At 71.3% G+C, this 24,192-nt stretch carries 21 protein-coding genes and 1 tRNA gene; 14 read left to right on the plus strand and 8 right to left on the minus strand.

Annotated features, from left to right (window positions below; genetic code table 11):
- The first annotated feature begins 139 nt into the window (after positions 1-139).
- Positions 140-829, plus strand: a complete 690-nt coding sequence (locus LG278_RS10585) for an FMN-dependent NADH-azoreductase (protein WP_404386878.1) — start codon at positions 140-142, stop codon at positions 827-829.
- A gap of 67 nt (positions 830-896) precedes the next feature.
- Here LG278_RS10585 and LG278_RS10590 read toward each other — a convergent pair.
- Positions 897-983: transfer RNA gene (locus tag LG278_RS10590), tRNA-Leu, on the minus strand.
- Between the two features lie 136 nt (positions 984-1,119).
- Between LG278_RS10590 and LG278_RS10595 the strand changes: the two genes are divergently transcribed.
- Positions 1,120-2,484 (plus strand): M20/M25/M40 family metallo-hydrolase, encoded by a 1,365-nt coding sequence (locus tag LG278_RS10595; protein ID WP_404386880.1) that lies wholly within the window; start codon positions 1,120-1,122, stop codon positions 2,482-2,484.
- Between the two features lie 82 nt (positions 2,485-2,566).
- Here LG278_RS10595 and LG278_RS10600 read toward each other — a convergent pair whose 3' ends face one another.
- The gene (locus LG278_RS10600; protein WP_404386882.1) at positions 2,567-2,752 is read right to left on the minus strand and encodes a DUF5703 family protein; all 186 of its coding nucleotides are present in this window, start codon (positions 2,750-2,752) and stop codon (positions 2,567-2,569) included.
- A gap of 145 nt (positions 2,753-2,897) precedes the next feature.
- Between LG278_RS10600 and LG278_RS10605 the strand changes: the two genes are divergently transcribed.
- On the plus strand, positions 2,898-3,698 hold the full coding sequence (locus LG278_RS10605) for an LppX_LprAFG lipoprotein (RefSeq protein ID WP_404386884.1): 801 nt from the start codon (positions 2,898-2,900) through the stop codon (positions 3,696-3,698).
- Between the two features lie 121 nt (positions 3,699-3,819).
- The gene (locus LG278_RS10610; RefSeq protein ID WP_404386886.1) at positions 3,820-4,245 is read left to right on the plus strand and encodes a hypothetical protein; all 426 of its coding nucleotides are present in this window, start codon (positions 3,820-3,822) and stop codon (positions 4,243-4,245) included.
- A 56-nt stretch (positions 4,246-4,301) separates the two neighbouring features.
- On the opposite strand, the gene LG278_RS10615 is transcribed toward LG278_RS10610, so the two are convergent.
- Positions 4,302-5,237, minus strand: a complete 936-nt coding sequence (locus LG278_RS10615; RefSeq protein ID WP_404386888.1) for an aldo/keto reductase — start codon at positions 5,235-5,237, stop codon at positions 4,302-4,304.
- Between the two features lie 74 nt (positions 5,238-5,311).
- Between LG278_RS10615 and LG278_RS10620 the strand changes: the two genes are divergently transcribed.
- Entirely contained in the window at positions 5,312-6,427 is a 1,116-nt protein-coding gene (locus tag LG278_RS10620; RefSeq protein ID WP_404386890.1) for an LLM class F420-dependent oxidoreductase, read from the plus strand.
- Positions 6,428-6,560: 133 nt separating this feature from the next.
- The gene (locus LG278_RS10625; RefSeq protein ID WP_404386892.1) at positions 6,561-7,421 is read left to right on the plus strand and encodes an undecaprenyl-diphosphate phosphatase; all 861 of its coding nucleotides are present in this window, start codon (positions 6,561-6,563) and stop codon (positions 7,419-7,421) included.
- A gap of 109 nt (positions 7,422-7,530) precedes the next feature.
- On the opposite strand, the gene LG278_RS10630 is transcribed toward LG278_RS10625, so the two are convergent.
- Entirely contained in the window at positions 7,531-8,529 is a 999-nt protein-coding gene (locus LG278_RS10630) for a magnesium and cobalt transport protein CorA (RefSeq protein ID WP_404386894.1), read from the minus strand.
- 131 nt (positions 8,530-8,660) lie between these two features.
- Between LG278_RS10630 and LG278_RS10635 the strand changes: the two genes are divergently transcribed.
- Genes LG278_RS10635 through mshC form a run of 4 tightly spaced genes read left to right on the plus strand, consistent with a single transcriptional unit; the run spans position 8,661 to position 12,155 of the window.
- Positions 8,661-9,464, plus strand: a complete 804-nt coding sequence (locus tag LG278_RS10635) for an MSMEG_4193 family putative phosphomutase (RefSeq protein WP_404386896.1) — start codon at positions 8,661-8,663, stop codon at positions 9,462-9,464.
- A 9-nt stretch (positions 9,465-9,473) separates the two neighbouring features.
- On the plus strand, positions 9,474-10,022 hold the full coding sequence (locus LG278_RS10640; RefSeq protein ID WP_404386898.1) for a DUF3090 domain-containing protein: 549 nt from the start codon (positions 9,474-9,476) through the stop codon (positions 10,020-10,022).
- Positions 10,006-10,869: an SCO1664 family protein gene (locus LG278_RS10645; RefSeq protein WP_404386900.1), complete on the plus strand. Its 864-nt coding sequence runs from the start codon at positions 10,006-10,008 to the stop codon at positions 10,867-10,869. The genes LG278_RS10640 and LG278_RS10645 overlap by 17 nt, the downstream gene beginning before the upstream one ends.
- A 29-nt stretch (positions 10,870-10,898) precedes the next feature.
- Positions 10,899-12,155, plus strand: coding sequence for a cysteine--1-D-myo-inosityl 2-amino-2-deoxy-alpha-D-glucopyranoside ligase (mshC, locus tag LG278_RS10650; protein WP_404386902.1), 1,257 nt, complete (start codon positions 10,899-10,901; stop codon positions 12,153-12,155).
- 326 nt (positions 12,156-12,481) lie between these two features.
- Here the strand turns inward: mshC and LG278_RS10655 are convergent, their stop codons facing one another.
- Complete coding sequence (locus LG278_RS10655; protein WP_404386904.1) at positions 12,482-13,336, minus strand: PAC2 family protein; 855 nt, start codon at positions 13,334-13,336, stop codon at positions 12,482-12,484.
- Positions 13,337-13,597: 261 nt separating this feature from the next.
- On the opposite strand from LG278_RS10655, the gene metH reads away from it, so the two are divergent.
- Entirely contained in the window at positions 13,598-17,377 is a 3,780-nt protein-coding gene (metH, locus tag LG278_RS10660) for a methionine synthase (protein ID WP_404393609.1), read from the plus strand.
- 39 nt (positions 17,378-17,416) lie between these two features.
- Positions 17,417-18,064 (plus strand): HAD family hydrolase, encoded by a 648-nt coding sequence (locus LG278_RS10665; RefSeq protein WP_404393611.1) that lies wholly within the window; start codon positions 17,417-17,419, stop codon positions 18,062-18,064.
- Positions 18,065-18,073: 9 nt separating this feature from the next.
- Here the strand turns inward: LG278_RS10665 and LG278_RS10670 are convergent, their stop codons facing one another.
- Together LG278_RS10670 and LG278_RS10675 are read right to left on the minus strand one after the other, a co-directional pair.
- On the minus strand, positions 18,074-18,856 hold the full coding sequence (locus LG278_RS10670) for a LysR family substrate-binding domain-containing protein (protein WP_404386906.1): 783 nt from the start codon (positions 18,854-18,856) through the stop codon (positions 18,074-18,076).
- 76 nt (positions 18,857-18,932) lie between these two features.
- The gene (locus LG278_RS10675) at positions 18,933-20,288 is read right to left on the minus strand and encodes a PLP-dependent aminotransferase family protein (protein ID WP_404386908.1); all 1,356 of its coding nucleotides are present in this window, start codon (positions 20,286-20,288) and stop codon (positions 18,933-18,935) included.
- Positions 20,289-20,347: 59 nt separating this feature from the next.
- On the opposite strand from LG278_RS10675, the gene LG278_RS10680 reads away from it, so the two are divergent.
- Both LG278_RS10680 and LG278_RS10685 read left to right on the plus strand, forming a co-directional pair.
- Positions 20,348-21,850 carry a CoA-acylating methylmalonate-semialdehyde dehydrogenase gene (locus tag LG278_RS10680; RefSeq protein WP_404386910.1) on the plus strand — a complete coding sequence of 501 codons (1,503 nt, stop codon included), beginning with the start codon at positions 20,348-20,350 and terminating at the stop codon, positions 21,848-21,850.
- A 16-nt stretch (positions 21,851-21,866) separates the two neighbouring features.
- Positions 21,867-23,261, plus strand: coding sequence for an aspartate aminotransferase family protein (locus LG278_RS10685; protein ID WP_404386912.1), 1,395 nt, complete (start codon positions 21,867-21,869; stop codon positions 23,259-23,261).
- Positions 23,262-23,324: 63 nt separating this feature from the next.
- Here LG278_RS10685 and LG278_RS10690 read toward each other — a convergent pair whose 3' ends face one another.
- Positions 23,325-24,164: a RecB family exonuclease gene (locus LG278_RS10690; protein WP_404386914.1), complete on the minus strand. Its 840-nt coding sequence runs from the start codon at positions 24,162-24,164 to the stop codon at positions 23,325-23,327.
- Between the last annotated feature and the right edge of the window lie 28 nt (positions 24,165-24,192).

Here is a 24,192-nt window from a genome sequence, read left to right on the forward strand (position 1 = left end):
CGGCTTTCGTCTCTTGTCGGATGCGTCCCTGCTCCCTAGCGTTGACCTTGCGGTCAGGGACGTCCGCTCCCGCACCTTCGTGGCCGGGACGTCCCGGGGGTGGCGTGTCGGTCATGGAGCAGTCTCCTGAGGAGATGTCATGCCCTCTTCGTCCACCCTGCTGCGCATCGACGCCAGCATCCACGCCACCGAATCCGTCACGCGCGAGGTCGCCGACACCTTCGAGCGCCACTGGTGCGAGAGCCGACCAGAGGGGCAGGTCGTGCGGCGCGACGTCGGCCTGTCCCCGCCGCCCTACCTCACCGAGCTCGAGCACACGGCGATGTTCGTGCCGAGCGAGTTCCGCACACCCGAGCAGGCAGCCGCACAGGCCGAGGCCGCGGCGCTGGCCGACGAGCTCTTCGAGGCAGACACCGTGCTGATCTGCGCGCCCCTCTACAACCTCGGCATCCCGGCGGGCCTGAAGACGTGGATGGACCGCATCTACACCGACATCCGGCTTTTCCCCGGCTTCGGCTTCACACAGCCGCTCGCCGGTCGCCGCTGCGTCGTCGTCAGCGCGCGAGGCGGCGCCTACGGGCCCGGCTCCCGGCTGGACGGCTGGGACTACGAGCAGCCCTTCGTGCGTCGCCACGTCGTCGACATCTTGGGGATGGACCTGTCGGAGATCTTCATCGACCTCACCCTCGCCCACATCAACCCCAAGCTCGCCCACTTGGTCGACGTCGCGGGGCAGAGCCGCCAGGCCGCCCATGAGCTCGCCGAACGGTTGGCCCTCGAGTTTGCGGACAGTGACTCGGAGATGGACTCGGACGAGGGCGTCGCCTGAGTCCGACCACGGGGCCCGCCGACGAGCATGAGGAAGGGCCCGGGTCATTGACCCGGGCCCTTCCTGCTGGTGTCGAGGGGGGGACTTGAACCCCCACGCCCGTTAAGGGCACTAGCACCTCAAGCTAGCGCGTCTGCCATTCCGCCACCCCGACAAGGTGATGCGCCCGGGACCCGTGAGAGTCCCTTGCGGCGAGTGGAAACGTTAGCACGGGGCTTGTGCGGGAGACGAATCGGCTGCGCGAGCACGCCGGGGTGAGCGAGGCGACCCGGCGGCATACGCTGAGCGCCATGACGACCGCCGACCGCGCCGACCTCGCCGCCACCGACGACCGCATCGCCGGGTCCCTCCGGCCCGAGGACGAGGTCGCCCGCATCTGCGCCGACCTCATCCGCATCGACTCCACCAACCCCGGCGACGGTACGGGCCCGGGGGAGCGGGCCGCGGCCGAGTACGTCATGGCCCAGCTGGCCGAGGTCGGTCTCCAGGGCGAGCTGCTCGAGAGCGCCCCGGGCCGAGCCAATGTGGTGGTGCGGCTCGAGGGCGAGGACCCGAGCCGGCCGGGCCTCGCGGTGCACGGACACCTCGACGTCGTGCCGGCGAACGCCGCCGACTGGCAGGTCGACCCCTTCGCGGCCGAGGAGCGTGACGGCTGCATCTGGGGTCGCGGCGCCGTCGACATGAAGGACATGGACGCGATGATCCTCGCGTCGATCCGTGACTTCGCGCGCACCGGTACGAGGCCCGCCCGGCCGACGACCTTCGTCTTCTTCGCCGACGAGGAGGCCGGCGGCACGTGGGGCAGCCACTGGTTCGTCGACCACCACGCGACGTGGCTCGAGGGCGTCACCGAGGCGATCAGCGAGGTCGGCGGCTACAGCGTCACCGTGCCCACCCCGCAGGGTGAGCGGCGCGCGTACCTGCTCCAGACCGCTGAGAAGGGCATCGCGTGGCTGCGCCTGCGTGCCCACGGTCGGGCCGGTCACGGCTCCGTGCCCAACGACGAGAACGCGATCGTGCGCCTGGCGGCCGCCATCGGCCGCATCGCGGCTCATGAGTGGCCGCGCGAGTACATCGCGTCCGTTCGCGACCTGCTCGACGGCCTGAGCGATCTGACCGGGCTCCCGTATGCCGCCGACGACCTCGAGCCGCTGCTTGCCGCCCTGGGCGGTGCGCGGGGTTTCGTGCGCGGCACGCTGCGCGACACGGCCAACGTCACGATGCTCGAGTCCGGCTACAAGCACAACGTCATCCCGCAGACCGCGACGGCAGCGGTCGACTGCCGCTTCCTGCCCGGGCACGAGGACGACCTCATGGACACCATCCGTGCGCTCGCCGGCGAGCACGTCGAGGTCGAGGTCGTCCACCGCGATGTCGCGCTCGAGGCGCCCTTCGAGGGTCGCCTCGTCGAGTCGATGAAGCAGTCGCTGCTGCGCGAGGACCCGGGCGCGGCGATCCTGCCCTACTGCCTGTCGGGAGGCACCGACAACAAGGCGCTCGGGCGGCTCGGCATCACCGGCTACGGCTTCGCGCCGCTACGGCTGCCGGCCGACCTCGACTTCGCCCCGATGTTCCACGGCATCGACGAGCGCGTGCCGGTGGAGTCGCTGCGCTTCGGGGCGCGGGTGCTCTCGGACTTCCTGCGCACCTGCTGACCGCTTCTTGGTCAGCTGGTGCGGTCGTCGGCGGGGGTGTGGTCGGGCAGGCCGTTGAGGGGGCCTCAGGCACTGCGGGGACTCAGGCTGTGCGGTCGACCCGCATGATCCGGCGGCGCAGCCACATGCGGCGAACGCCGCCTTCGTAGACGACGCTGCGCGCGAGCTCCCACCGGCCGTACTCGGCGTGCTCGCGGACCTCCTGGCGGGCGGCGGCCTTGGAGGTGTGGCGGTCGAAGGTCAGCACCCGGTACTCATACTCCAGCATCGCCGCCATTCTGACATCGATCCGTGACCGGTCGCATCACGTTCACGCGATAGCCTCGCCGGATGTCGGCCGACCGGCTGACACACCCACAGGGGGACCCGCGGCGCTCGGCGTCCGAGGTCCACGGCCCAGGAGGTCAGTGACCATGCCAGTGCAGCTCCGCCGCGTCGCGGCAGCGCTCATCCTTCCCGCCGTGCTCGTCACGGCCGCGTGCGGCAAGCAGGCCGAGCCCACTCCCGGGACCAGCTCTGCGGCGCCTGCCGCGACGGGCACGTCGTCGGCCGCCACGTCGGACGCCGCCTCGACGAGCGCCCAGCCCTATCAGGACAAGGCGGCGCTCATCGCCGGGCTGAAGTCGGGCGCTGCGTCGGCGACGTCCGCACACGTGACCATGGACATGAAGGCCGCCGGCCAGAGCATCACCATGGAGGGCGACACGAAGATGGACGCCGCCGACCCGGCGATGCAGGTGACGATGGACATGGGTCCGCAGATGAAGCTGGAGATGCTGCTCGTCGGCGACCAGGCCTACATCAAGGGGCTCCCGGGGATCCCGGACGGCAAGTGGGGAGTGGTGGACAGCAGCTCCGAGGTGGGCAAGCAGCTGGAGAGCTCGCTCGCTCAGGCCGACCCGACGAAGATGTACGACCAGTTCGAGAAGGGCGTCACCGACGTCAAGCCGCTCGGTGAGGAGTCCGTCGACGGCGACCCGACGCACAAGTACGAGCTCACGCTCGACACCACGGCCATCGCCCAGTCGTCCCCGGACGCTGCCAAGCTGCCCGACACCATCACCTACACGGCGTGGATCGACGACGCCAACCACCTGCGCAAGGTCACCTTCGACGTGCTGGGATCCCAGGCCACGATGACGATGAGCAAGTACGGCGAGCCGGTCGACATCAAGGCTCCTGCCGCCGGCGACACGGTCAAGGCTCCCCTCTGACAGCAGTGACCAGCCCCTGACGTCGCGCTGACCTCAGGACGACGTCGGGACGACGGATCGGTGACGGCCGGGCCGCGAGCACTGCTCGCGGCCCGGCCGTCCTTTTGGGCGGGTCAAACCGGTGTCCGGCCGGTGGGCTGTCGACTACGGTCGTGCCATGACTGTGGACCCCCGCTCTGCCCTCGAGTCGCTCGTCACGGCGCTCGAACGCCACTTCGAGGCGGCCACGGCCAGTCGCGACCCCGACCACCCCATGGTCATCGCCGCCGCCACCGACCTCGCCGAAGCCTTCGACGACTACGACGAGGCGCTCTACGTCGCGACCGAGGTGGCCACGCCCCTCGCGATCTACGGCGAGGAGCTCGAAGGTGACGACGACGAGGACGGCGGCGTCTATGCCGGGCTCGAGTCGGAGGAGTACGACGAAGACGACGATGATGACGACGAAGACGAAGACGAAGACGAAGACGACGAAGACGACGACGATGACGACCCAGACGACGACGATGACGCCGCGACCGGCGCGCCCGTCGACCCGCGGTCCTGACGCGCGGTCCTGACGCGCGGTCCTGACACCAAAGGGCTCCCGCCTGAGGCAGGCTCTCAGGCGGACACGTCGTCGAGCGCGGAGGCGATCTCCTCGGGCAGCACGAGGTCGAGGCTGCCGAGCGCGGCCCGCAGCTGGCTTGACGTGCGCACCCCCACGATGGGGGCCGTGACGGCGGGCCGGTCGCGCACCCAGCTGAGGGCAACCTGGGCGGCGCTGACACCGAGCCCTCGCGCCGCCATCGTGACGGCCTCCGCGACCTGCACGCTGTGCTCGTCGAGGAAGCGGTCCACGAAGCCGGGGAAGTCGTCGGACGCCGCTCGCGACCCCGACGGTATGCCGCTGCGGTACTTCCCGGTCAGCACCCCGCGCCCGAGTGGTGACCACGCCAGGAGTCCGAAGCCCAGCGCCTCGGCAGCCGGGGCGACCTCGTCCTCAGGCAAACGGCATACGAGGGAGTATTGAACCTCGTTGGCCACCAACGGAACTCGCGACTGCTCGAGCAGACTCGCGGCACGCGCCGACTGCCACCCGCCGTAGTTGGAGACCCCGACGTAGCGCGCCCTGCCCGAGGTCGCTGCCCACTCGAGCGCCGACAGGGTCTCGGCGAGCGGCACCTCGTCGGACCAGGTGTGCACGAGCCAGAGGTCGACGTGGTCGGTGCCGAGGCGCCGCAGCGACGTCTCGAGCTGGGCCATCAGGCCGCGGCGCGACACGTCCACCCGGCGGGCGCCACCGGTGCGCGAGATGCCCGACTTCGTGCAGACCACGAGCTCGCCGCGATCGACGGTGTCGGCCAGCAGCTCGCCGAGGATCGTCTCGGACTCGCCGCCGCCATAGCCGTAGGCCGTGTCGACGAGGTTGCCCCCGGCATCGAGGAAGGTGCGCAGGTGGTCGCGGGCGTCGTGCCGGTCGACCGCGTTGCCCCACGTCATGGTGCCGAGCGCGAGCGGGGTGACCGAGAGCCCCGAGGTGCCGAGTCGCCTGCGCATGACCGAACGCTAGCCGCTCACTCGTGCACCCGTCGCACCGGCAGGCGGGTCCGTGCGCCGCTAGCCTGCGACTCATGCGCATCGGAGTGAACCTCGGCTACTGGGGACGTGGCGTGACGGGAGCCGACCAGGTCGCGCTCGCGCGGGAGGCCGACCGGCTCGGCTACGACAGCGTCTGGGTGGCCGAGGCCTACGGCTCCGACAGTCCCTCGGTGCTCGCCTGGATCGGCGCCGTGACCGAGCGGATCGGGCTCGGCTCGGCGGTCATGCAGATCCCGGGCCGCACCCCTGCGATGACCGCCATGACCGCGGCGACGATCGACACGCTCTCGGGCGGCCGCTTCCGGCTCGGGCTCGGGGTCTCGGGGCCGCAGGTGAGCGAGGGGTGGCACGGAGTGCCGTTCAAGAGCCCGCTCGGCCGCACCCGGGAGTACGTCGAGATCGTGCGGGCAGCCCTGCGCCGCGACACGGTGAGCAGCCCCGGCCCGCACTACCCCCTGCCGCTGCCGGGCGGACCCGGCAAGCCGCTGCGCCTCTCGGCCCGCACCGTGCGGCCCGACGTGCCGGTCTACCTGGCGGCGGTCGGCCCCAAGAACCTCGAGCTGACCGGCGAGATCGCCGACGGCTGGCTCGCCATCTTCTTCAGCCCCGACCACGCCCGCGACCTCCTCGCGACGATCGAGCGGGGGCGCCGGACCGCCGAGCAGCGGGCAGCGGGCGCGGCTGAGCCAGCAGCGCAGGCGGCTCCGGCGATGGCGACGCCCGTCATGTCGGGCTTCGACGTCGTCGCCACGACGCCGGTCGTGCTCGTCGACGACGTCGAGGAGGCCGCGTCGCACGTGCGCGACTACTGCGCGCTCTACATCGGCGGCATGGGCTCTCGCGAGCAGAACTTCTACAACCAGCTCGCCTGCCGGATGGGCTTCGAGCGCGATGCCGAGCGCATCCAGGACCTCTACCTCGCCGGCCGTCCCCGCGAGGCCGCGGCCGCCGTGCCCCTGGAGTTCATCGACGAGACGGCGCTGCTCGGCTCTCCACGGCGCGTCGCGCAGCGGCTGCGCCGCTACGAGGACGCCGGCGTCACGACGCTCTCGATCGCGACCGGTGGCGGCATGACGCGCGAGCAGGCCCTGGCCACGATCGGGGCCGTCGCGCAGATCGCCGACATCGGGCCCGAGGTGCCTCGTTGACCTCGCCGGCAGCGGGGCGCGCGGCTCCCAGCGGGTCATCGGGATAGGCTGCGACACTGTGCCCGCCAGGCCGCCCGTCCACGCTGACGTGCGGCCGTCCTTGTTCCCCAGTGCAGAAGGCCCACCCTGACCCATGGCAGACCTCAGCTACCTCGACGCCATCATCCTCGGCATCGTCGAAGGTCTCACCGAGTACCTCCCCGTGTCCTCGACCGGGCACCTCACGATCGCGGAGAAGCTCCTCGGCCTCGAGGTCAACGACCCCGCGGTGACGGCCTACACGGCCTTCATCCAGATCGGGGCCATCGCGGCGACGCTCATCTACTTCTTCAAGGACTTCGTGCGCTTCGCGCTCGCGTGGTTCCGCGGGCTGCGCAACGCCGAGGCGCGGAATGACCCCGACTACGGGCTGGCCTGGGCCGTCATCATCGGCTCGATCCCCGTCGGGCTCGTCGGCTTCTTCGCACGGGACATCATCTCCGGCCCGCTGCGCAGCCTCTGGGTGGTCGCCGCCGCGCTCGTGATCTGGAGCATCGTCATCGTCGTCGCCGAGCGGATGCACACCACCTTCGAGCGCAAGGGTCAGCTGCGTGGCGAGCACTCGGTGCGTCCGATCGACGGGCTGATCATCGGTCTCGTCCAGTGCTTCTCGCTGATCCCCGGGGTGTCGCGCTCCGGCGCCACGATCTCCGCGGGTCTGGCCCGTGGCATCGACCGCGTCACCTCGACCCGGCTCAGCTTCTTCCTCGCCATCCCCGCCCTCGTGGCCGCCGGCCTCTTCCAGGCGGTCGAGGAGAAGGACGGGCTGAGCGCTCTCGGCATCGGGCCCGTGCTCGTCGGCCTCGTCGTCGCCTTCATCGTGGCCTACGCGACCATCGCCTGGCTGCTGCGCTTCGTGGCCAACCACAGCCTGATTCCGTTCGTCTGGTATCGCGTGGTCCTCGGCGTGGTGGTCGCCGTCGTGCTCGGCGCAGGTTGGCTCAGCGCCACCTGACCCGCCGCCCCCGCAACCCACCGAGCAATCGTCAGCACCACGCGGTGTGCCTCGTCGAGTTGGCGATTGCTCGGTGTGTTGCGCAGGAGGTGGTGGGCCCCGGGTCGCGCTAGAGCCAGCCGGAGCGCTTGAAGGCGCGATAGAGCCCGAGGCATGCGCTACCCATGATGAGCAGCACGACGTAGTAGCCGTACTGGAACTCGCCGTCGCCGACGCGCACGCTCGCCGTCAGCTCGGGCATGTGCTCGAAGTTCATGCCGTAGACACCGGCGATCATCGTCGGCACGGCCGCGATCGCGACCCAGGCGGAGATCCGTCGCATGTCGGCGTTCTGCTTCACCGAGACGCTCGCAAGGTGCGCCGACAGCACGTCGGTGAGCAACCGGTCGTAGGACTCGACGTGGTCGTTGACGAGCCGCAGGTGGTCGGCGACGTCGCGGAAGAACGGCAGGATCGCATCGGGCAGCCGTTGCCGGGTGCGCTCCAGGTAGCTCGACAGCGTGTCGGCCAGGGGCTGGGTCGCCCGGCGGAACTCCAGCACCTCGCGCTTCAACCGGTAGATCGTGTTGGCGTCGCCGCCCGCGTCGGAGGCGAAGACCTGCTCCTCGATCTGCTCGAGGTCACGGCGCACCTCACGGTCGACGACGAGGTAGTTGTCGACGACGGAGTCCATCACGGCGTGTAGCACGGACAGCGGCCCGTGCGCGAGCCGGTCGGCATGGTGCTCGAGCCGCTGCCGCACTCCCGCAAGGGGATTGCCCTCGCCATGACGCACCGTGACGACGAAGTAGTCGCCGATGAAGAGCATCACCTCACCGGTCTCGATGTCGCTCGTCGCCTCGATGTAGCGCAGGGTCTTGAGCACGACGAACGTCGACGACTCGTACTGCTCGATCTTGGCCCGCTGGTGCCCCTTGACGGCGTCCTCGACGGCGAGCGGGTGCAGGTGTAGCTCCTCGTTGACGAGGTCGAACTCCTCGTCGGTGGGGTCCTTGAGACCGATCCAGAGGAAGCCGTCCTGGGTCAGGCGCAGGACGTCGAGCTCGTCACTGAGGTCGCCGCAGCCCTGCCGCTGGCCCTTGCGGTAGATGGCCTTGTCCACGATCACAGGACCTACTTCACCACGCGCGCGAGCCCACGGCACGCACGTCGCTGCTGACACGGCATACGCGCGCGGTGCCGTCGTGGTGGTGATGGCCGTATGCCGTGCTGTCGGGTGCGGCGTCTACGCTGGCGCTCGTGCCCACCGTGATCTTCGTGCGCCATGGGCGCTCGTCCGCCAACACCAGCGGGACGCTCGCCGGCTGGATGCCCGGGGTGTTCCTCGACGAGACCGGAGAGGTGCAGGCCGACGGCGTCGGCCAGCGCATCGCGGCGGCGTCGCTGCCCGTCGTCGAGGTCGTCAGCTCCCCGCTCGACCGGTGCGTGCAGACGGCCGACCGCGTCTCGGCGCCGCTGCCCGAGCACGTGCGCCGCAGCGTCCACGAGGGCCTGGGGGAGTGCCGCTACGGCGCCTGGACGGGGCGCCCGATCAGCGAGCTCGTGTCCGAGGAGCTCTGGAAGGTCGTGCAGGACCGTCCGAGCGAGGCGCGCTTCCCCGACTCGGCGGCATACCCCGCCGAGTCGCTGGCCGAGATGCAGGGGCGAGCCCTCGACGCGGTGCGCGAGATCGACGCTCGGGTGCTCGACGCGCACGGCGCGGACGCGATCTGGGTGGCGGTGTCGCACGGCGACGTCATCAAGTCGATCCTGTCGCACGCCACCGGGGCCCAGCTCGACGACTTCCAGCGCATCCACGTCGACCCGGCCTCGGTCAGCGTCGTGCGCTACTCCAGCCGCAAGCCCTTCGTGCTGCGGCTCAACGACGTCGGCGGCGACCTCGCCGGACTGCGACCCCCGGAGCGGTCGACCGTCGGCGACGGCGATGCCGAGGTCGGCGGTGGCGCCGGGCACCAGGGCGGCGCTGCCGGCCAGCGCGATGGTGGTGCTGCCGGCCAGCACGGTGGTGGGCCGGGCGCGGGCGGGCCCGATCCGGTCGGCTAGGGTCGAATCATGACGCTCCAGGACTTCGATCCCGCCGAGCGATTCGTGGCCGGCACCGTCGGACCTGCCGGCCAGCGCGCCTTCTACCTGCAGGCCAGCGAGGGCCCGCGGGTCGTCACGGTGGGCCTCGAGAAGCAGCAGGTGTCGGTGCTCGCCGACCGCATCAACGACGTGCTCGACCAGCTCGCCCCCACTGCGGCCGCCGAGCCCGGGCAGCCCGGCGGTGCGCCCGAGGACACCGACCCGCTGCTGACGCCCTTCGACGAGGACTTCCGGGCGCAGACCCTCTCGCTCGCGTGGGACGAGGAGCGCCAGCGACTCGTCATCGAGTGCCACGACCACGACCCCGACGAGATCGACGACGACGAGCCCCCGGTCGAGGACGTGCCGCTCGCGCGCAACACGCTGCGCGTCAGCCTCGAGCCGGCAGCGGCCCGCGCCTTCGCCCGGCGCAGCAACGCGCTCGTCGCTGCCGGACGGCCGCCGTGCCCCTTCTGCGGGGGACCGCTCGACCCGACCGGGCACATCTGCCCGCGGGCCAATGGCTACAAACGCTGAGCCGACGCCCCCACCCCACCTCACCGGCGAGGACCTCACTGGCGAGCTCGAGGTGGTGGGCCGGATCTCCGGCTCGTCGAACCTCGCGGTGCTCGCCCGGCTGCTGCCGGCCGGCGGTGCCGCTGACGACGACGACGACGTCGGCGACGGCGCGGCTCCCGTCCACGTCATCTACAAGCCGGTGCGCGGCGAGCGCCCGCTGTGGGACTACCCCGACGGCACCCTCGCCGGGCGAGAGGTCGCAGCGGCCGTCGTGTCCGAGCTCGGGGGCTGGCACCTCGTGCCGCCGACGGTGCTGCGAGACGGCCCTCTCGGCCCGGGGTCGGTGCAGCTGTGGATCGGCGACCCCTACGAGCCGCTGGCCGACGACGTCGTGGTCGACCTCGTGCCCGAGGGCCGCACGCCCCCCGGCTGGCACGAGGTGATCGACGGCGAGACCCCTGGCGGCTCGGCGGTGACGGTCGTGCACTCCGGCGCCGACGACGTGCGCTCCCTTGCGGTGCTCGACGCAGCGATCAACAACTCCGACCGCAAGGGGTCGCACTGCCTGCGCGACCGGTCCGGTCGACTCTGGGCCATCGACCACGGCGTCAGCCTGTCGGCCGAGCCCAAGCTGCGCACCGTGCTGTGGGGCTGGGCGGGGGAGCGGCTGCCCGAGGCAGAGCTGGAGCGGCTCGAGCGCCTGCTCGACGTGCTCGCCACGCCCGAGGGCACCGAGCGGCTGGGGGCGCTGCTGCCCGAGCACGACGTGGCGGCGCTCGTCGCGCGCGTGGACCGGCTGCTGCGGGTCGGCATCCACCCGCACCCGAGCCCCGGGTGGCCCGCCGTGCCGTGGCCGCCGCTGTGACCGGCATCGCTCGGGGATAGAGTCCTGCCGTGAGAAGCTGGCCGACGCCGTTCATCCCGCAGATCCCCGGCCAGGCGCCCGAGGTGCGCGTTCGCGACACGGCGACGGGGCAGGTGCTTCCGGTCGCGACGCGCGACGAGGTGTCGCTCTACGTCTGTGGCATCACCCCCTACGACGCGACGCACCTCGGCCACGCGGCCACCTACGTCACCTTCGACCTGCTCGGGCGGGTGCTGCGAGACAGCGGCCACCGCGTGCGCTACGTGCAGAACATCACCGACATCGACGACCCGCTCCTCGAGCGCGCCGAGCGCGACGGCATCCCGTGGGAGGAGCTCGCGACCCGCGAGATCGCGCTCTTCCGTGAGGACATGACGGCCCTCGGCGTCATCCCGCCAGACGAGTACCTCGGCGCCGTCGAGAGCATCCCCACCTTCGTGGCACCCATCGAGCGGCTCGTCGCCGCCGGCCTCGCGTATGCCGTGCCAGCCCTCGACGCCTCGCGCGAGGGTGCGCAGGACGTCTACTTCGAGGTGGCCCGCGACCCCCGTTTCGGCTCGGTCAGCCACCTCGACGAGGACGGCATGCTCGAGGTCTTCGCCGAGCGAGGCGGAGACCCCGACCGCGAGGGCAAGCGCGGAAGGCTCGACGCGCTGCTCTGGCGGGCGCACCGCGAGGGCGAGCCGGAGTGGGACGGAGCCTCGCTCGGCTGGGGCCGGCCCGGGTGGCACATCGAGTGCGCGTGCATCGCCCTCGACCACCTCGGGGTGCCGGTCGACGTGCAGGGCGGCGGCACCGACCTGATCTTCCCGCACCACGAGATGAGCGCCGCGCACGGACGTGCCCTCGCCGGCACCGCGTCCTTCGCGGGAGTCTTCGTGCACCAGGGCATGGTCGGGCTCGACGGCGAGAAGATGAGCAAGAGTCGCGGCAACCTCGTCCTCGTCTCCGACCTGCGCCGCGACGGGGTCGACCCGATGGCTATCCGCCTCGCCCTGCTCGCCCAGCACCACCGCCACGACTGGATGTGGGACGACGGCCAGCTCGTGGAGGCGCAGCAGCGGCTCGCGACCTGGCGCGAGGCGCTCTCGGGCAACGGCGGACCGGTCGCCGACCAGACCGTCGACGACATGCGCGCGGCCCTCGCCGACGACCTCGACAGCCCACGGGCGCTCGAGGCCGTCGACCGGTGGGCCACGCAGTCGCTGACCCGTGGCGGCGAGGACCCGGGCGCGCCGGGCGTGCTCGGCCGCGCGCTCGACGCCCTGCTCGGCATCCGCCTCTGACCCGATCGAGAGAGCACTTCGTCCGCATCGCGCGGCTGATCTGCTGGCGGATCAGTTGGCGGGTGGTGCTGTCCTGACGACACCGGGTGCCGACTGATCTGCAGATTGATCGTGCCCGGGTCGGGCGGCGGATCAGTTGGCGGATCATTCTGCGTGTGGTGCTGTCCTGACGACACCAGGTGCCGACTGATCTGCAGGTTGATCGTGGCCGGGTCGGGCGGCGGATCAGGTGGCGGATCAGTCTGCGGGTGGCGCTGCTCTGACGACACCATGCGCAGACTGATCAGCAGCGTGAACCCGGCCGGACGGCATACCGGAGGGGCGCGTCAGCGGCCGGTCTGGTCGTCGTCGCGGCCGCGGAGGTAGCGCTCGAACTCGCGGGCGATTGCGTCCCCGCTGGCCTCGGGCAGCTCGGCGGTGTCCTGGGCCTCCTCGAGCGACTGGACGTACTCGGCGACCTCCTCGTCGGACTGCGCGAGCTCGTCGACGCCGCGCTCCCAGGCGCGGGCCTCCTCCTCGAGCTCACCGTGCGGCACGGTGACGCCGAGCAGCGCCTCGATGCGCCGCAGCAGGCTGAGCGTGGCCTTGGGCGACGGCGCGCCGCCGGCATAGTGCGGCACCGCGGCCCACGCCGAGACGGTCGGGATGCCGGCGTCGGTCGCGGTGTGGCTGAGCACACCGACGATGCCCGTCGGGCCCTCGTAGCGCGAGGCCTCGACGTCGAAGCGGTGGATCGCGGCCTCGTCGTCGGCCGTCGCGGTGACGGGGATGGGCCGCGTGTGCGGCACGTCCGCCAGCAGGGCGCCGATCGTCAGCACGGTCGTGACGCCGAGTCGCTGGGCCAGCTCGACCAGCTCGAGCGAGAAGGAGCGCCAGCGCATGGAGGGCTCGATGCCCTGCACGAGCACGACGTCGCGGGCGAAGCCGGTCTCGGTGGCCACGAGCACCCGGGTCGTCGGCCACGACAGCATGCGGCGACCCTCGTCGAGCACGACGCGGGGCCGGTTGACCTGGAAGTCGTAGTACTCCTCGGGGTCGAACGCGGCGACGACCTCGGCGTCCCAGAGGTCCGCCAGGTGGCGGACCGCGCTCGTGGCGGCCTCGCCCGCGTCGTTCCACCCCTCGAAGGCGGCGATGAGCACGGGCTCGGTCAGCTCGGGGACGTCCTCGAACTCCAGCACGCGGCCTCCTTCACTGTGGTTGCCGATCGGCTGCCGGTGGGTCCCGGGTGAACCCTCCACCTCAGCCTATGGGGTCGCGCCGCCCGCATGTTCGATCTGGGCGGCGCGCCCCGCGCGAGGGGCCGTGACCGCCCGCAGGGGCGACCAAGGCGCAACCGCGCACGCGACGCGGTGGCGCCGGTCCGTAGAATCGGGCAGGTCCGTCACCACCCGACTGCTGTCCCCACCGGCCCCCGCGGCCCGCTAGGAGTCACGTTGCCCCTGTCGCCCCGACAGCGACCCGACGTCACCGAGTCACTGACCGTTGCCCTGAGCGAGCGGATCATGGTCATCGACGGCGCGATGGGCACCGCCATCCAGCGTGACCGTCCCGACGAGGCCGGCTACCGCGGTGAGCGCTTCGCCGACTGGCCGAGCGACGTTCAGGGCAACAACGACCTGCTCACCCTGACGCAGCCCGAGATCATCGCCGCCATCCACCGCGAGTACCTCGAGGCCGGCGCCGACATCATCGAGACCAACACCTTCAACGCCAACTCGATCTCGCTGTCCGACTACGGCATGGAGGAGCTCGCCTACGAGCTCAACCACGCCTCCGCGGCGCTCGCCCGACGCGAGGCCGACGCGATGACCGAGCGCACGCCGGACCGGCCGCGCTACGTCGCCGGGGCGCTCGGCCCGACCTCGCGCACGGCGTCGATCTCACCAGACGTCAACGACCCCGGTGCCCGCAACGTCTCCTACGACGAGCTCGTCGCGGCCTACCTCGAGGCCGCTCGGGGCCTCGTCGACGGCGGCAGCGACCTCATCATCATCGAGACGATCTTCGACACGCTCAACGCCAAGGCGGCGATCTTCGCCGCCCTGACCCTCTTCGAGGAGCAGGGGCGGCGCTGGCCCGTCATCATCTCCGGCACGATCACCGACGCGTCGGGCCGCACCCTGTCGGGCCAGGTGACCGAGGCGTTCTGGGACTCCGTTCGGCACGTGTCGCCGCTCGCGGTGGGGCTCAACTGCGCCCTCGGCGCCAAGGAGATGCGGCCCTACATCGCCGAGATGGCGCGGATCGCCGACTCGTTCGTCTCGTGCTACCCCAACGCCGGCCTGCCCAACGCCTTCGGGGAGTACGACGAGGCGCCCGAGGAGACCGCTGCGATCGTCGGCGAGTTCGCCGAGGCCGGTCTCGTCAACCTCGTCGGAGGGTGCTGCGGCACGACGCCCGACCACATCGCCGCCATCGCCAAGGCCGTCGACGGCCGTCCGCGGCGCGAGGTCGCCACGATCGCCCCGGCGATGCGCCTCTCGGGCCTCGAGCCGTTCACCATCACCGACGACAGCCTCTTCGTCAACGTCGGCGAGCGCACCAACATCACAGGCTCGGCCCGCTTCCGCACGCTCATCAAGGACGGCGACTACGACACCGCCCTGTCCGTGGCCGCGCAGCAGGTCGAGAACGGCGCCCAGGTCATCGACGTCAACATGGACGAGGGCATGATCGACGGCGTCGCGGCCATGGACCGCTTCCTCAAGCTCGTCGCGAGCGAGCCCGACATCAGCCGCGTGCCCGTCATGATCGACTCCTCCAAGTGGGAGGTCATCGAGGCGGGCCTCAAGTGCGTCCAGGGCAAGGCGATCGTCAACTCGATCTCGCTCAAGGAGGGCGAGGAGGCCTTCGTCCGGCAGGCTCGGCTGGTGCGCAAGTACGGCGCTGCGGCCGTCGTCATGGCCTTCGACGAGGACGGCCAGGCCGACTCGCTGCAGCGGCGCCAGGAGATCTGCGCGCGGGCCTACCGCATCCTCACCGAGGAGGTCGGCTTCCCGGCCGAGGACATCATCTTCGACCCCAACGTCTTCGCGGTCGCCACCGGCATCGAGGAGCACGCGTCCTACGGTCTCGACTTCATCGAGGCCACCCGCTGGATCAAGGACAACCTCCCCGGCGCCAAGGTCTCCGGAGGCATCTCCAACGTCTCGTTCTCCTTCCGCGGCAACAACCCGGTGCGCGAGGCGATCCACGCCGTCTTCCTCTACCACGCGATCGCGGCGGGGCTCGACATGGGCATCGTCAACGCGGGTGCCCTCGTCGTCTACGACGCCGTCGACACCGTGCTGCGTGAGCGAATCGAGGACGTCGTGCTCAACCGTCGGCCCGACGCTGCCGAGCGGCTGCTCGAGATCGCCGAGGAGCACAACCGGGCCGGCCAGGCGGCCGAGGTCAGCGAGGAGGAGTGGCGCGCCCTGCCCCTCGGCGAGCGCATCACGCACGCCCTCGTCAAGGGGATCGACGCGCACGTCGAGGCCGACACCGAGCTCCTGCGCGCCGAGATCGCCGAGCGGGGCGGACGTCCGATCGAGGTCATCGAGGGCCCGCTCATGGACGGCATGAACGTCGTCGGCGACCTCTTCGGCGCCGGCAAGATGTTCCTTCCGCAGGTCGTCAAGAGCGCCCGCGTCATGAAGAAGGCCGTGGCCTACCTCATCCCGTTCATCGAGCAGGAGAAGCTCGCCGACCCGAGCCTGGCGACCCAGAAGGACACCAACGGCACGATCGTCATGGCGACCGTCAAGGGCGACGTGCACGACATCGGCAAGAACATCGTCGGCGTCGTGCTCCAGTGCAACAACTACGAGGTCATCGACCTCGGCGTCATGGTGCCGGCGCAGAAGATCCTCGACGCGGCCAAGGAGCACGAGGCCGACATCATCGGGCTGTCGGGCCTCATCACCCCCTCGCTCGACGAGATGGTCAACTTCGCCGCCGAGATGCAGCGGCAGGGCCTGACGATCCCGCTGCTCATCGGCGGGGCGACCACCTCGCGCGCGCACACGGCCGTCAAGGTCGACAAGCGCTACGACGGGCCGGTGGTCTGGGTCAAGGACGCCTCTCGCTCCGTCCCGGTCGCCGCGGCGCTGCTGAGCGACGAGCAGCGACCCGGCCTGCTGGCCAAGGTCGAGGCCGACTACGACTCGCTGCGCCTGCGGCACGGGGCCAAGAGCGACCGCCGCCTCCTCAGCCTCGAGCAGGCGCGCGAGCGCCGCACGCCGATCGACTGGTCGGGCTACCGACCGCCGCACCCGCACCTGCTGCTCCAGCAGGACCACGACGTCTCGACGATCACCCGGTCACGCGTCTCGTCGCAGCACGTGCGCGTGCTGCGCGACTACCCCCTCGGCGAGCTGCGCCGCTACATCGACTGGCAGCCCTTCTTCACCACCTGGGAGCTCAAGGGCACCTTCCCCGAGATCCTCAACAACCCGACGAGCGGACCGACCGCCCGCAAGCTCTACGAGGACGCGCAGGCGATGCTCGACCGTGTCGTCGAGGAGCGCTGGCTGCGCGCCAACGGTGTGATCGGGCTCTTCCCGGCCAACGCGGTCGGTGACGACGTCGAGGTCTATGCCGACGAGTCCCGCGAGACCCCGATCGAGGTGCTGCGCCACCTGAGACAGCAGGGTGACCACCGGCAGGGTGTGCCCAACCGCTCGCTCGCCGACTTCGTGGCGCCCCGAGGCACCCGCGACTGGGTCGGTGCCTTCGCGGTGACGGCCGGTCTGGGCGCTGCCGAGCGGGTGGCCGCCTTCAAGGTCGAGATGGACGACTACAACGCCATCCTGCTCGAGTCGCTGGCCGACCGGCTCGCCGAGGCGTTCGCCGAGCGCCTGCACGAGCGGGTCCGCAAGGAGTTCTGGGGCTACGCACCCGACGAGCACCTCGACAACGTCGGGCTCATCAAGGAGCAGTACGCCGGCATCCGTCCCGCTCCCGGCTACCCGGCCTGCCCCGAGCACACCGAGAAGCAGACGCTCTGGCGGCTGCTCGACGTCGAGGCAAACACTGGCATGCAGCTCACCGAGAGCATGGCGATGTCGCCGGGGGCGTCGGTGTCCGGCTTCTACTACTCGCACCCGCAGTCCCAGTACTTCGTCGTCGGGCGTCTCGGACGTGACCAGGTCGAGGACTACGCCGCGCGCAAGGGCTGGACGCTCGCCGAGGCCGAGCGCTGGCTCTCCTCCAACCTCGCCTACGACCCGGAGGACTGACCGGTGGCCACCGAGCTCCCCGCAGCGGTGCTGTGGGACATGGACGGCACGCTCGTCGACACCGAGCCCTACTGGATCGCTGCCGAGCACGAGCTCGTCGCGGCCCACGGGGGCGAGTGGAACGACGAGTTCGCCCACCAGCTCGTCGGCAACGCCCTCGAGGTGTCGGCGCAGCTCATCATCGACAAGTCGGGCATCGGCCTCACGGTGCCCGAGATCATCGATGCCCTGCTCGACCGGGTCGTGCGACACGTCGAGGTCGAGGTGCCGTGGCGTCCGGGTGCCCGTGAGCTGCTCGACGAGCTCGGGGCGCTCGGGGTGCCGTGCCTCCTCGTGACGATGTCGTGGCGACGCCTTGCCGACACCGTCGTGCGCAACCTGCCGGACGGGTCCTTCACTGCGCTCGTCACGGGTGACGAGGTGGGCCACGGCAAGCCGCACCCGGAGCCCTACCTCGCCGCCGCCAGCCTCATCGGGGCAGAACCCTTCGACTGCGTGGCCCTCGAGGACTCGCCGGCGGGCGTGCGCTCGGCCACGGCGGCCGGCGTGCCGACGCTGGCGATCCCGCACGTCGTGCCGGTGCCACAGATCGAGGGAGCCGTGCAGATCACGACCCTCGACGGCGTGCGTGCGGCCGACCTGCTGCCTCTCACCGCAGCCGTGCGCTCTCCGCGATCGCTGCGCTGAGTCGCTGAGTCAGCGGCCCTTGCGCCCGCGGCCGCGTCTCGGGGCCGCGCCCCGCTGCGGCAGCGTGCGCCCCGTCGAGCGACGGGGCGTTGCGCCCCGCTCCGAGCCCGTATGCCGTCCGGTGCCCTTGGCCGAGCCGGATCCGGCCGCCGTGGTGGCCGCCTCGCTCCCGCGGCCCCGGCTGCTGCGCTCGGTGCGTCCGCGCACCACGCCGATGAAGTCCTCGATGCGGGGGTCGTCGTCGTCGACCCGCCAGGCGAGGCCCACCCTCGAGCCGGCCACCCCGGTCACCGGTCGGTGCACGACGTCCTTGCGGTGGTGCACCCGCGCGACCGACAGCGGCATCACGACGAAGCCGGACCCGGTGGCGGCCACCGCGATCGCCTCGACGACGGTCATGGGCGGCATCGTGGCTGCTCGCTCGAGCACGTCGGCAGGCGCGGCGTCGCGCCAGGCCGGCACCGTGTCGGCGGGCTGCAGCAGCACCTCGTCGGCCAGGTCGGCGACGTCGAGCGTGTCGTAGGCTGCCGCGGCGTGCTCCTTGGCGACGACGACGACGGGCGCCTCCTCGTAGAGCGGGATGACGTGCAGGCCGGTGCGGTCGATGGGCAGGCGGAGCAGGCTGAGGGTCGTCTCGCCCGAGCGCAGACGCGACTCCGCGTCATCGCCGTCGACCGGAGTGAGGTCCAAGGGATCACCGGGGTGACGCTCGGCCCAGGTGCGGACCCACTTGTCGGGTGTGACACCGGTGACGAAGTCGACCCGCAGGGGCCTGCTCGGGTCGTCCGTCATGGGGCTGCACCTTCGGTCGCGTGGAGAGTGCTCCGAGGCTAGCCGACCACTCGTCGTCGCCCCTCACCTCGGCGCCTCAGCGCTGCTGGGCGGTCCAGGCTCCGGCGCGGGCTGCGTCGGCGATGCGGTCGGCGAGCTCGGCGTGGCCTTCGCGAACGAGCCCGGTCGTCACGCGCACGTGGCCCTCCGACCCGGGCCGGCTCTCGACCGCGAAGGGCGAGCCCGGGGTCACGGCGATGCCCTGGCTGGCGAGCCGCAGCACCGCGGCGGACTCGTCTCGCACCGGCACCCAGATGTTGAGCCCGTCGGTGCCCGGCACGTCGATGCCCAGCTCGCGCAGTCGGCCGACGACGAGCTCTCTCCGACGGGCGTACTCCGCCCGGGCCCGCGCCACCTCGCGCACCGCCTCGGGGTCCTCGAGCAGGGCGGCGAGCACGTGCTGCAGCAGGCGGCTCGACCAGCCCTGGCCCAGCGCCCGGGCGTGTCGCACAGGGGAGAGGAGCGAGTCGGGCCCGCTGACCGCAGCGAGACGCAGGTCGGGCCCGTGCGACTTGCTGTAGCTGCGGATGTGCAGCACCTGCTCGGGGATCCACGCCCCGAGGCTGATCGGGGCCGACGACGAGATGGGCCCACTGGAGTCGTCCTCGACGACGATCACGTCGTGGTCCTTCAACAGGGCGGCGAGGCGACGGGCCCGGGTCGGTGTCAGCGAGACACCGGTGGGGTTCTGCCCGCGCGGCTGGAGGAAGACCGCTGCCGGGCGCCGCGCCAGGGCCGACTCGACGGCCTCGAGGTCGAGCCCCGTCTCCGTCAGCGGCACACCGACCATCTCGACCCCGCGGTCCTCGAGCAGGTCGAGCATGGGCGGGAAGCCGGGACTCTCGACGAGCACGGTGTCACCGGGCCGCAGCAGGGTGCGGCTGATGAGGTCGAGGGCATCCATCGCCCCGTCGACGACGACGACGTCCTCGGCGGCATACGGCCAGTCCCAGGCCAGCACGTCACGCAGCTGGGCCAGCACCGGGTCGTCGAGGTAGCTCGTCGGGGTCGAGCGGCCGGGCAGTCGGGCGAGCACCGCCGCGAGGCCGGGCAGCAGTGCCGGGTCGGGCACGCCGGTGGAGAGGTCGATCGTGACCTCGGAGTCGTGGCGCAGCGCCCGGGAGTAGCGCTCACCCCCGCCCCGCCCGGTCGGCGCGACCGTGGTGCCCCGTCGACCGTCGGAGCGGATCGTGCCCGAGCGCGCCAGCAGCTGCCAGGCCGAGCTCACCGTCGTCGGCGAGATCATCAGCTCCTCGGCGAGGCGGCGGATCGGCGGCAGCTGGTCGCCGGCCCCGAGCTCACCGTCGCGGATGGCGCGAGAGACCGCCTGGGCCAGGCCCTTGGCGGTCGGGGTGTCGAGGCGCTCCTCGAGCGCGGAGATGAGGCTGCGCACCTTTGCACCATAGCAATGAAAGCTTTGTATGGCATAGAGGTGTCACGTAATCTCGGTCCATGACCTCGACTCCTGTCACCGCCATCGACCACTGGATCTCCGGCACCCGCGTGCCCGGCACGTCGGGCCGCACCGCGCCGGTCCACGACCCGGCGACCGGGCAGCAGACGGGCGAGGTCGCGCTCGCGTCGGCGGGTGAGATCGACGAGGCGCTCAAGACCGCGGTGGCCGCTGCCCGGGAGTGGCGCGCCAGCTCCCTGTCGAAGCGGGCCGCGGTGCTCTTCGCCTTCCGCGAGCTGCTGCACACCCGCACCGACGAGCTCGCCGCGATCGTCACCGCCGAGCACGGCAAGGTGCTCTCCGACGCCGTCGGCGAGATCGCCCGCGGCCTCGAGAACGTCGAGTTCGCGACCGGCGTGCCGCAGCTGCTCAAGGGCGGCTTCTCCGAGCAGGCGGCGAGCGGGGTCGACGTCTACAGCATCCGGCAGCCCCTCGGCGTCGTCGCCGGCATCACGCCCTTCAACTTCCCCGTGATGGTGCCGCTCTGGATGTGTGCCAACGCCATCGCGTGCGGCAACTCGTTCGTGCTCAAGCCCAGCGAGAAGGACCCGTCGGCATCGCTCTTCCTCGCCGAGCTGTGGAAGGAGGCTGGCCTGCCCGACGGCGTCTTCACCGTGCTGCACGGTGACAAGGAGGCCGTCGACGCCCTGCTCGACCACGACGACATCGCGGCCGTGAGCTTCGTCGGCTCGACCCCGATCGCGAAGTACATCTACGAGCGAGGCACCGCGGCAGGCAAGCGCGTCCAGGCCCTCGGTGGCGCGAAGAACCACGCCCTCGTGCTGCCCGACGCCGACATCGAGATGGCGGCCGACGCCATCGTCTCGGCCGCGTACGGCGCGGCGGGGGAGCGGTGCATGGCGCTGTCGGTCGCCGTCGCCGTCGGCGAGGTCGGTGACGACCTCGTGGCCGCCATCTCGACCCGGTTGCCGAAGCTCACCGTCGGACCGGGCGCGGCCGAGGGCACCGACATGGGTCCGCTCATCACCCGCGAGCACCGTGACAAGGTGGCCGGCTACGTCGCGGCCGGTGCCGAGGCAGGTGCGACCGTCGTCGTCGACGGGCGCGACCAGCAGGTGCCGGAGGAGGGCTTCTTCCTCGGCATGACGCTGCTCGACGACGTCACCCCCGACATGGCCGTCTACCGCGACGAGATCTTCGGGCCGGTCCTGTCGGTCGTGCGCGTCGCCACCTACGACGAGGGCCTGGCCCTCATCAACCGCAACCAGTACGCCAACGGCACCGCGATCTTCACCCGTGACGGCGGGGCGGCCCGCCGCTTCCAGAACGAGGTCGAGGTCGGGATGGTCGGCATCAACGTGCCGATCCCCGTCCCGGTGGCCTACTACTCCTTCGGCGGGTGGAAGGACTCCCTCTTCGGCGACACCCACATGTACGGCCCCGAGGGCATCAACTTCTTCACCCGGGGCAAGGTCGTGACCCAGCGCTGGCCCGACCCGGCGACCTCGACCGTCGACCTCGGCTTCCCACGCACCCGCTGAGAAAGAGGATCACACCATGACCGACCTCGACCAGCGTCTTGACCAGCGCACCGTGATCGCCGACCTGCTCGACGGCATGACCGAGCAGCAGGTGCGCGCCCTCGACCGCGACCACGTCTTCCACTCGTGGTCCGCGCAGGGCCTGATCGACCCGCTGCCGATCGCGCGGGCCCAGGGCTCCTACTTCTGGGACTACGAGGACAAGCGCTACCTCGACTTCAGCAGCCAGCTCGTCAACGTCAACATCGGCTACAACCACCCGAAGGTCGTCGCAGCGATCCAGGAGCAGGCCGCGCGGCTCGCGACAATCGCCCCTTCGTTCGCCAACGACGCGCGCAGCGAGGCCGCGCGTCTCATCACCGAGGTCGCGCCCGAGGGCCTGTCGGCGGTGTTCTTCACCAACGGCGGGGCCGAGGCCAACGAGAACGCGATCCGAATGGCCCGCCTGCACACCGGGCGCCACAAGGTGCTCGCGACCTACCGCAGCTACCACGGCGCCACGGGCGGGTCGATCACCCTGACGGGCGACCCGCGGCGCTGGCCCTCCGAGCCGGGTTTCGCGGGCATCGTGCACTTCTGGGGCCCCTACCCCTACCGGTCCGCCTTCCACTCCGAGACCGAGGAGCAGGAGGGCCACCGTGCCCTCCAGCACCTGCGCGACACCCTCATGGTCGAGGGCGCCCACACCGTGGCGGCGATCATCCTCGAGACGGTGGTCGGCACCAACGGCATCCTCGTGCCGCCCGCGGGCTACCTCCAAGGCGTCCGCGAGCTCTGCGACGAGCACGGCATCGTGCTCATCGCCGACGAGGTCATGTCCGGCTTCGGCCGCTGTGGCGAGTGGTTCGCCGTGGACCACTGGGGCATCCGTCCCGACCTCATCACCTTCGCCAAGGGCGTCAACTCGGGCTACGTCCCGCTCGGCGGCGTCGTCATCTCCGACGAGATCAGGCAGACCTTCGACCAGCGCGCCTTCCCCGGCGGCCTGACCTACTCGGGACACCCGCTCGCCTGCGCCTCCGCCGTTGCCTCGATCAACGCCTTCCGGGACGAGGGCATCATCGAGAACGCCCGGATGCTGGGGACCGACGTCATCGGCCCGCGCCTGCGCGAGATCGCCACGCGGCACCCGAGCGTCGGCGACGTGCGCGGCCTCGGGGTCTTCTGGGCCGTCGAGCTCGTCCGCGACCGTGAGACGCGCGAGCCGCTCGTGCCCTACAACGCCGCCGGCGAGGCGGCGAAGCCGATGACGGCCTTCGCCGCGGCGTGCAAGGACCGGGGCCTGTGGCCCTTCACGCACTTCAACCGCACCCACGTCGTGCCGCCGTGCACGACGACGGCGGACGAGGCGCGCGAGGGGCTCGACATCCTCGACGAGGCCCTCTCGGTCGCCGACGAGTTCACCGTCTGAGGGAGACTGCGGCAGTCGGGCCGGTGCTCCGTCGGCAGGCCAGTCGACTGATGAGGGGCCTGGTCAGTCGTCGATCTCGACCTGACCTGTGACGGTCGGGTCGATGGCTCGGCTCGCCGCGTCGTCGGGCAGCGGTGGCGGCGTGCCGCCCCAGGCGGGGCACAGCGGCTTGTGGTCGCACCAGTCGCAGAGCCGACTCGGGCTGGGTCGCCAGTCGCCGGTCGTCGCGGCGCGCTCGATCGCCGCCCACAGGGCCTTGACCTTGCGCTCGGTGCCGAGGAGGTCCTGCTCGTCGGGCTCGTAGGCGACGATCTCGCTGTTGCCGAGGTAGACGAGCTGGAGCCGCCGAGGGATCTCGCCCCGCAGCCGCCACAGCACCAGGGCGTAGAACTTCATCTGGAAGAGGGCCTTGGCCTCGAAGTGCTCCGAGGGGGAGCGGCCGGTCTTGTAGTCGACGACCCGCATCGCGCCGCTCGGGGCCACGTCGAGACGGTCGACGTAGCCGCGCAGCACGAGACCGTCGATCTCGGTCTCCACGTAGAGCTCGCGCTCGGCGGGCTCGAGCCGGGTCGGGTCCTCGAGCCCGAACCACGTCTCGAGCAGGGCCTGGGCCCCCGAGAACCAGGCGTCGGTGCTGCCGTCGTGCTCGGACAGCAGGTCGAGCATGGCCGGCTCCTCGCCGGCGAGGCGCTCCCACTCCTGGGGCACGAGGGCCACGGCGGCATCGATGGTGCGCTCGGTGGCCGGCAGGTCGAAGAGCCGCTCGAGCACGGCGTGCACGAGGGTGCCCCGCGCGGTGGCCTGGGTCGGAGGAGAGGGCAGCTTGTCGATGACCCGGAAGCGATAGAGCATCGGACACGTCATGAAGTCCGACGCTCGGCTGGGTGAGAGGGCTGCGACCATGAGGCGACTGTATGCCGCGGGGCCGACA

It is taken from the genome of Humibacillus xanthopallidus (assembly GCF_044793955.1).
Lineage (GTDB): Bacteria > Actinomycetota > Actinomycetes > Actinomycetales > Dermatophilaceae > Humibacillus > Humibacillus xanthopallidus_C.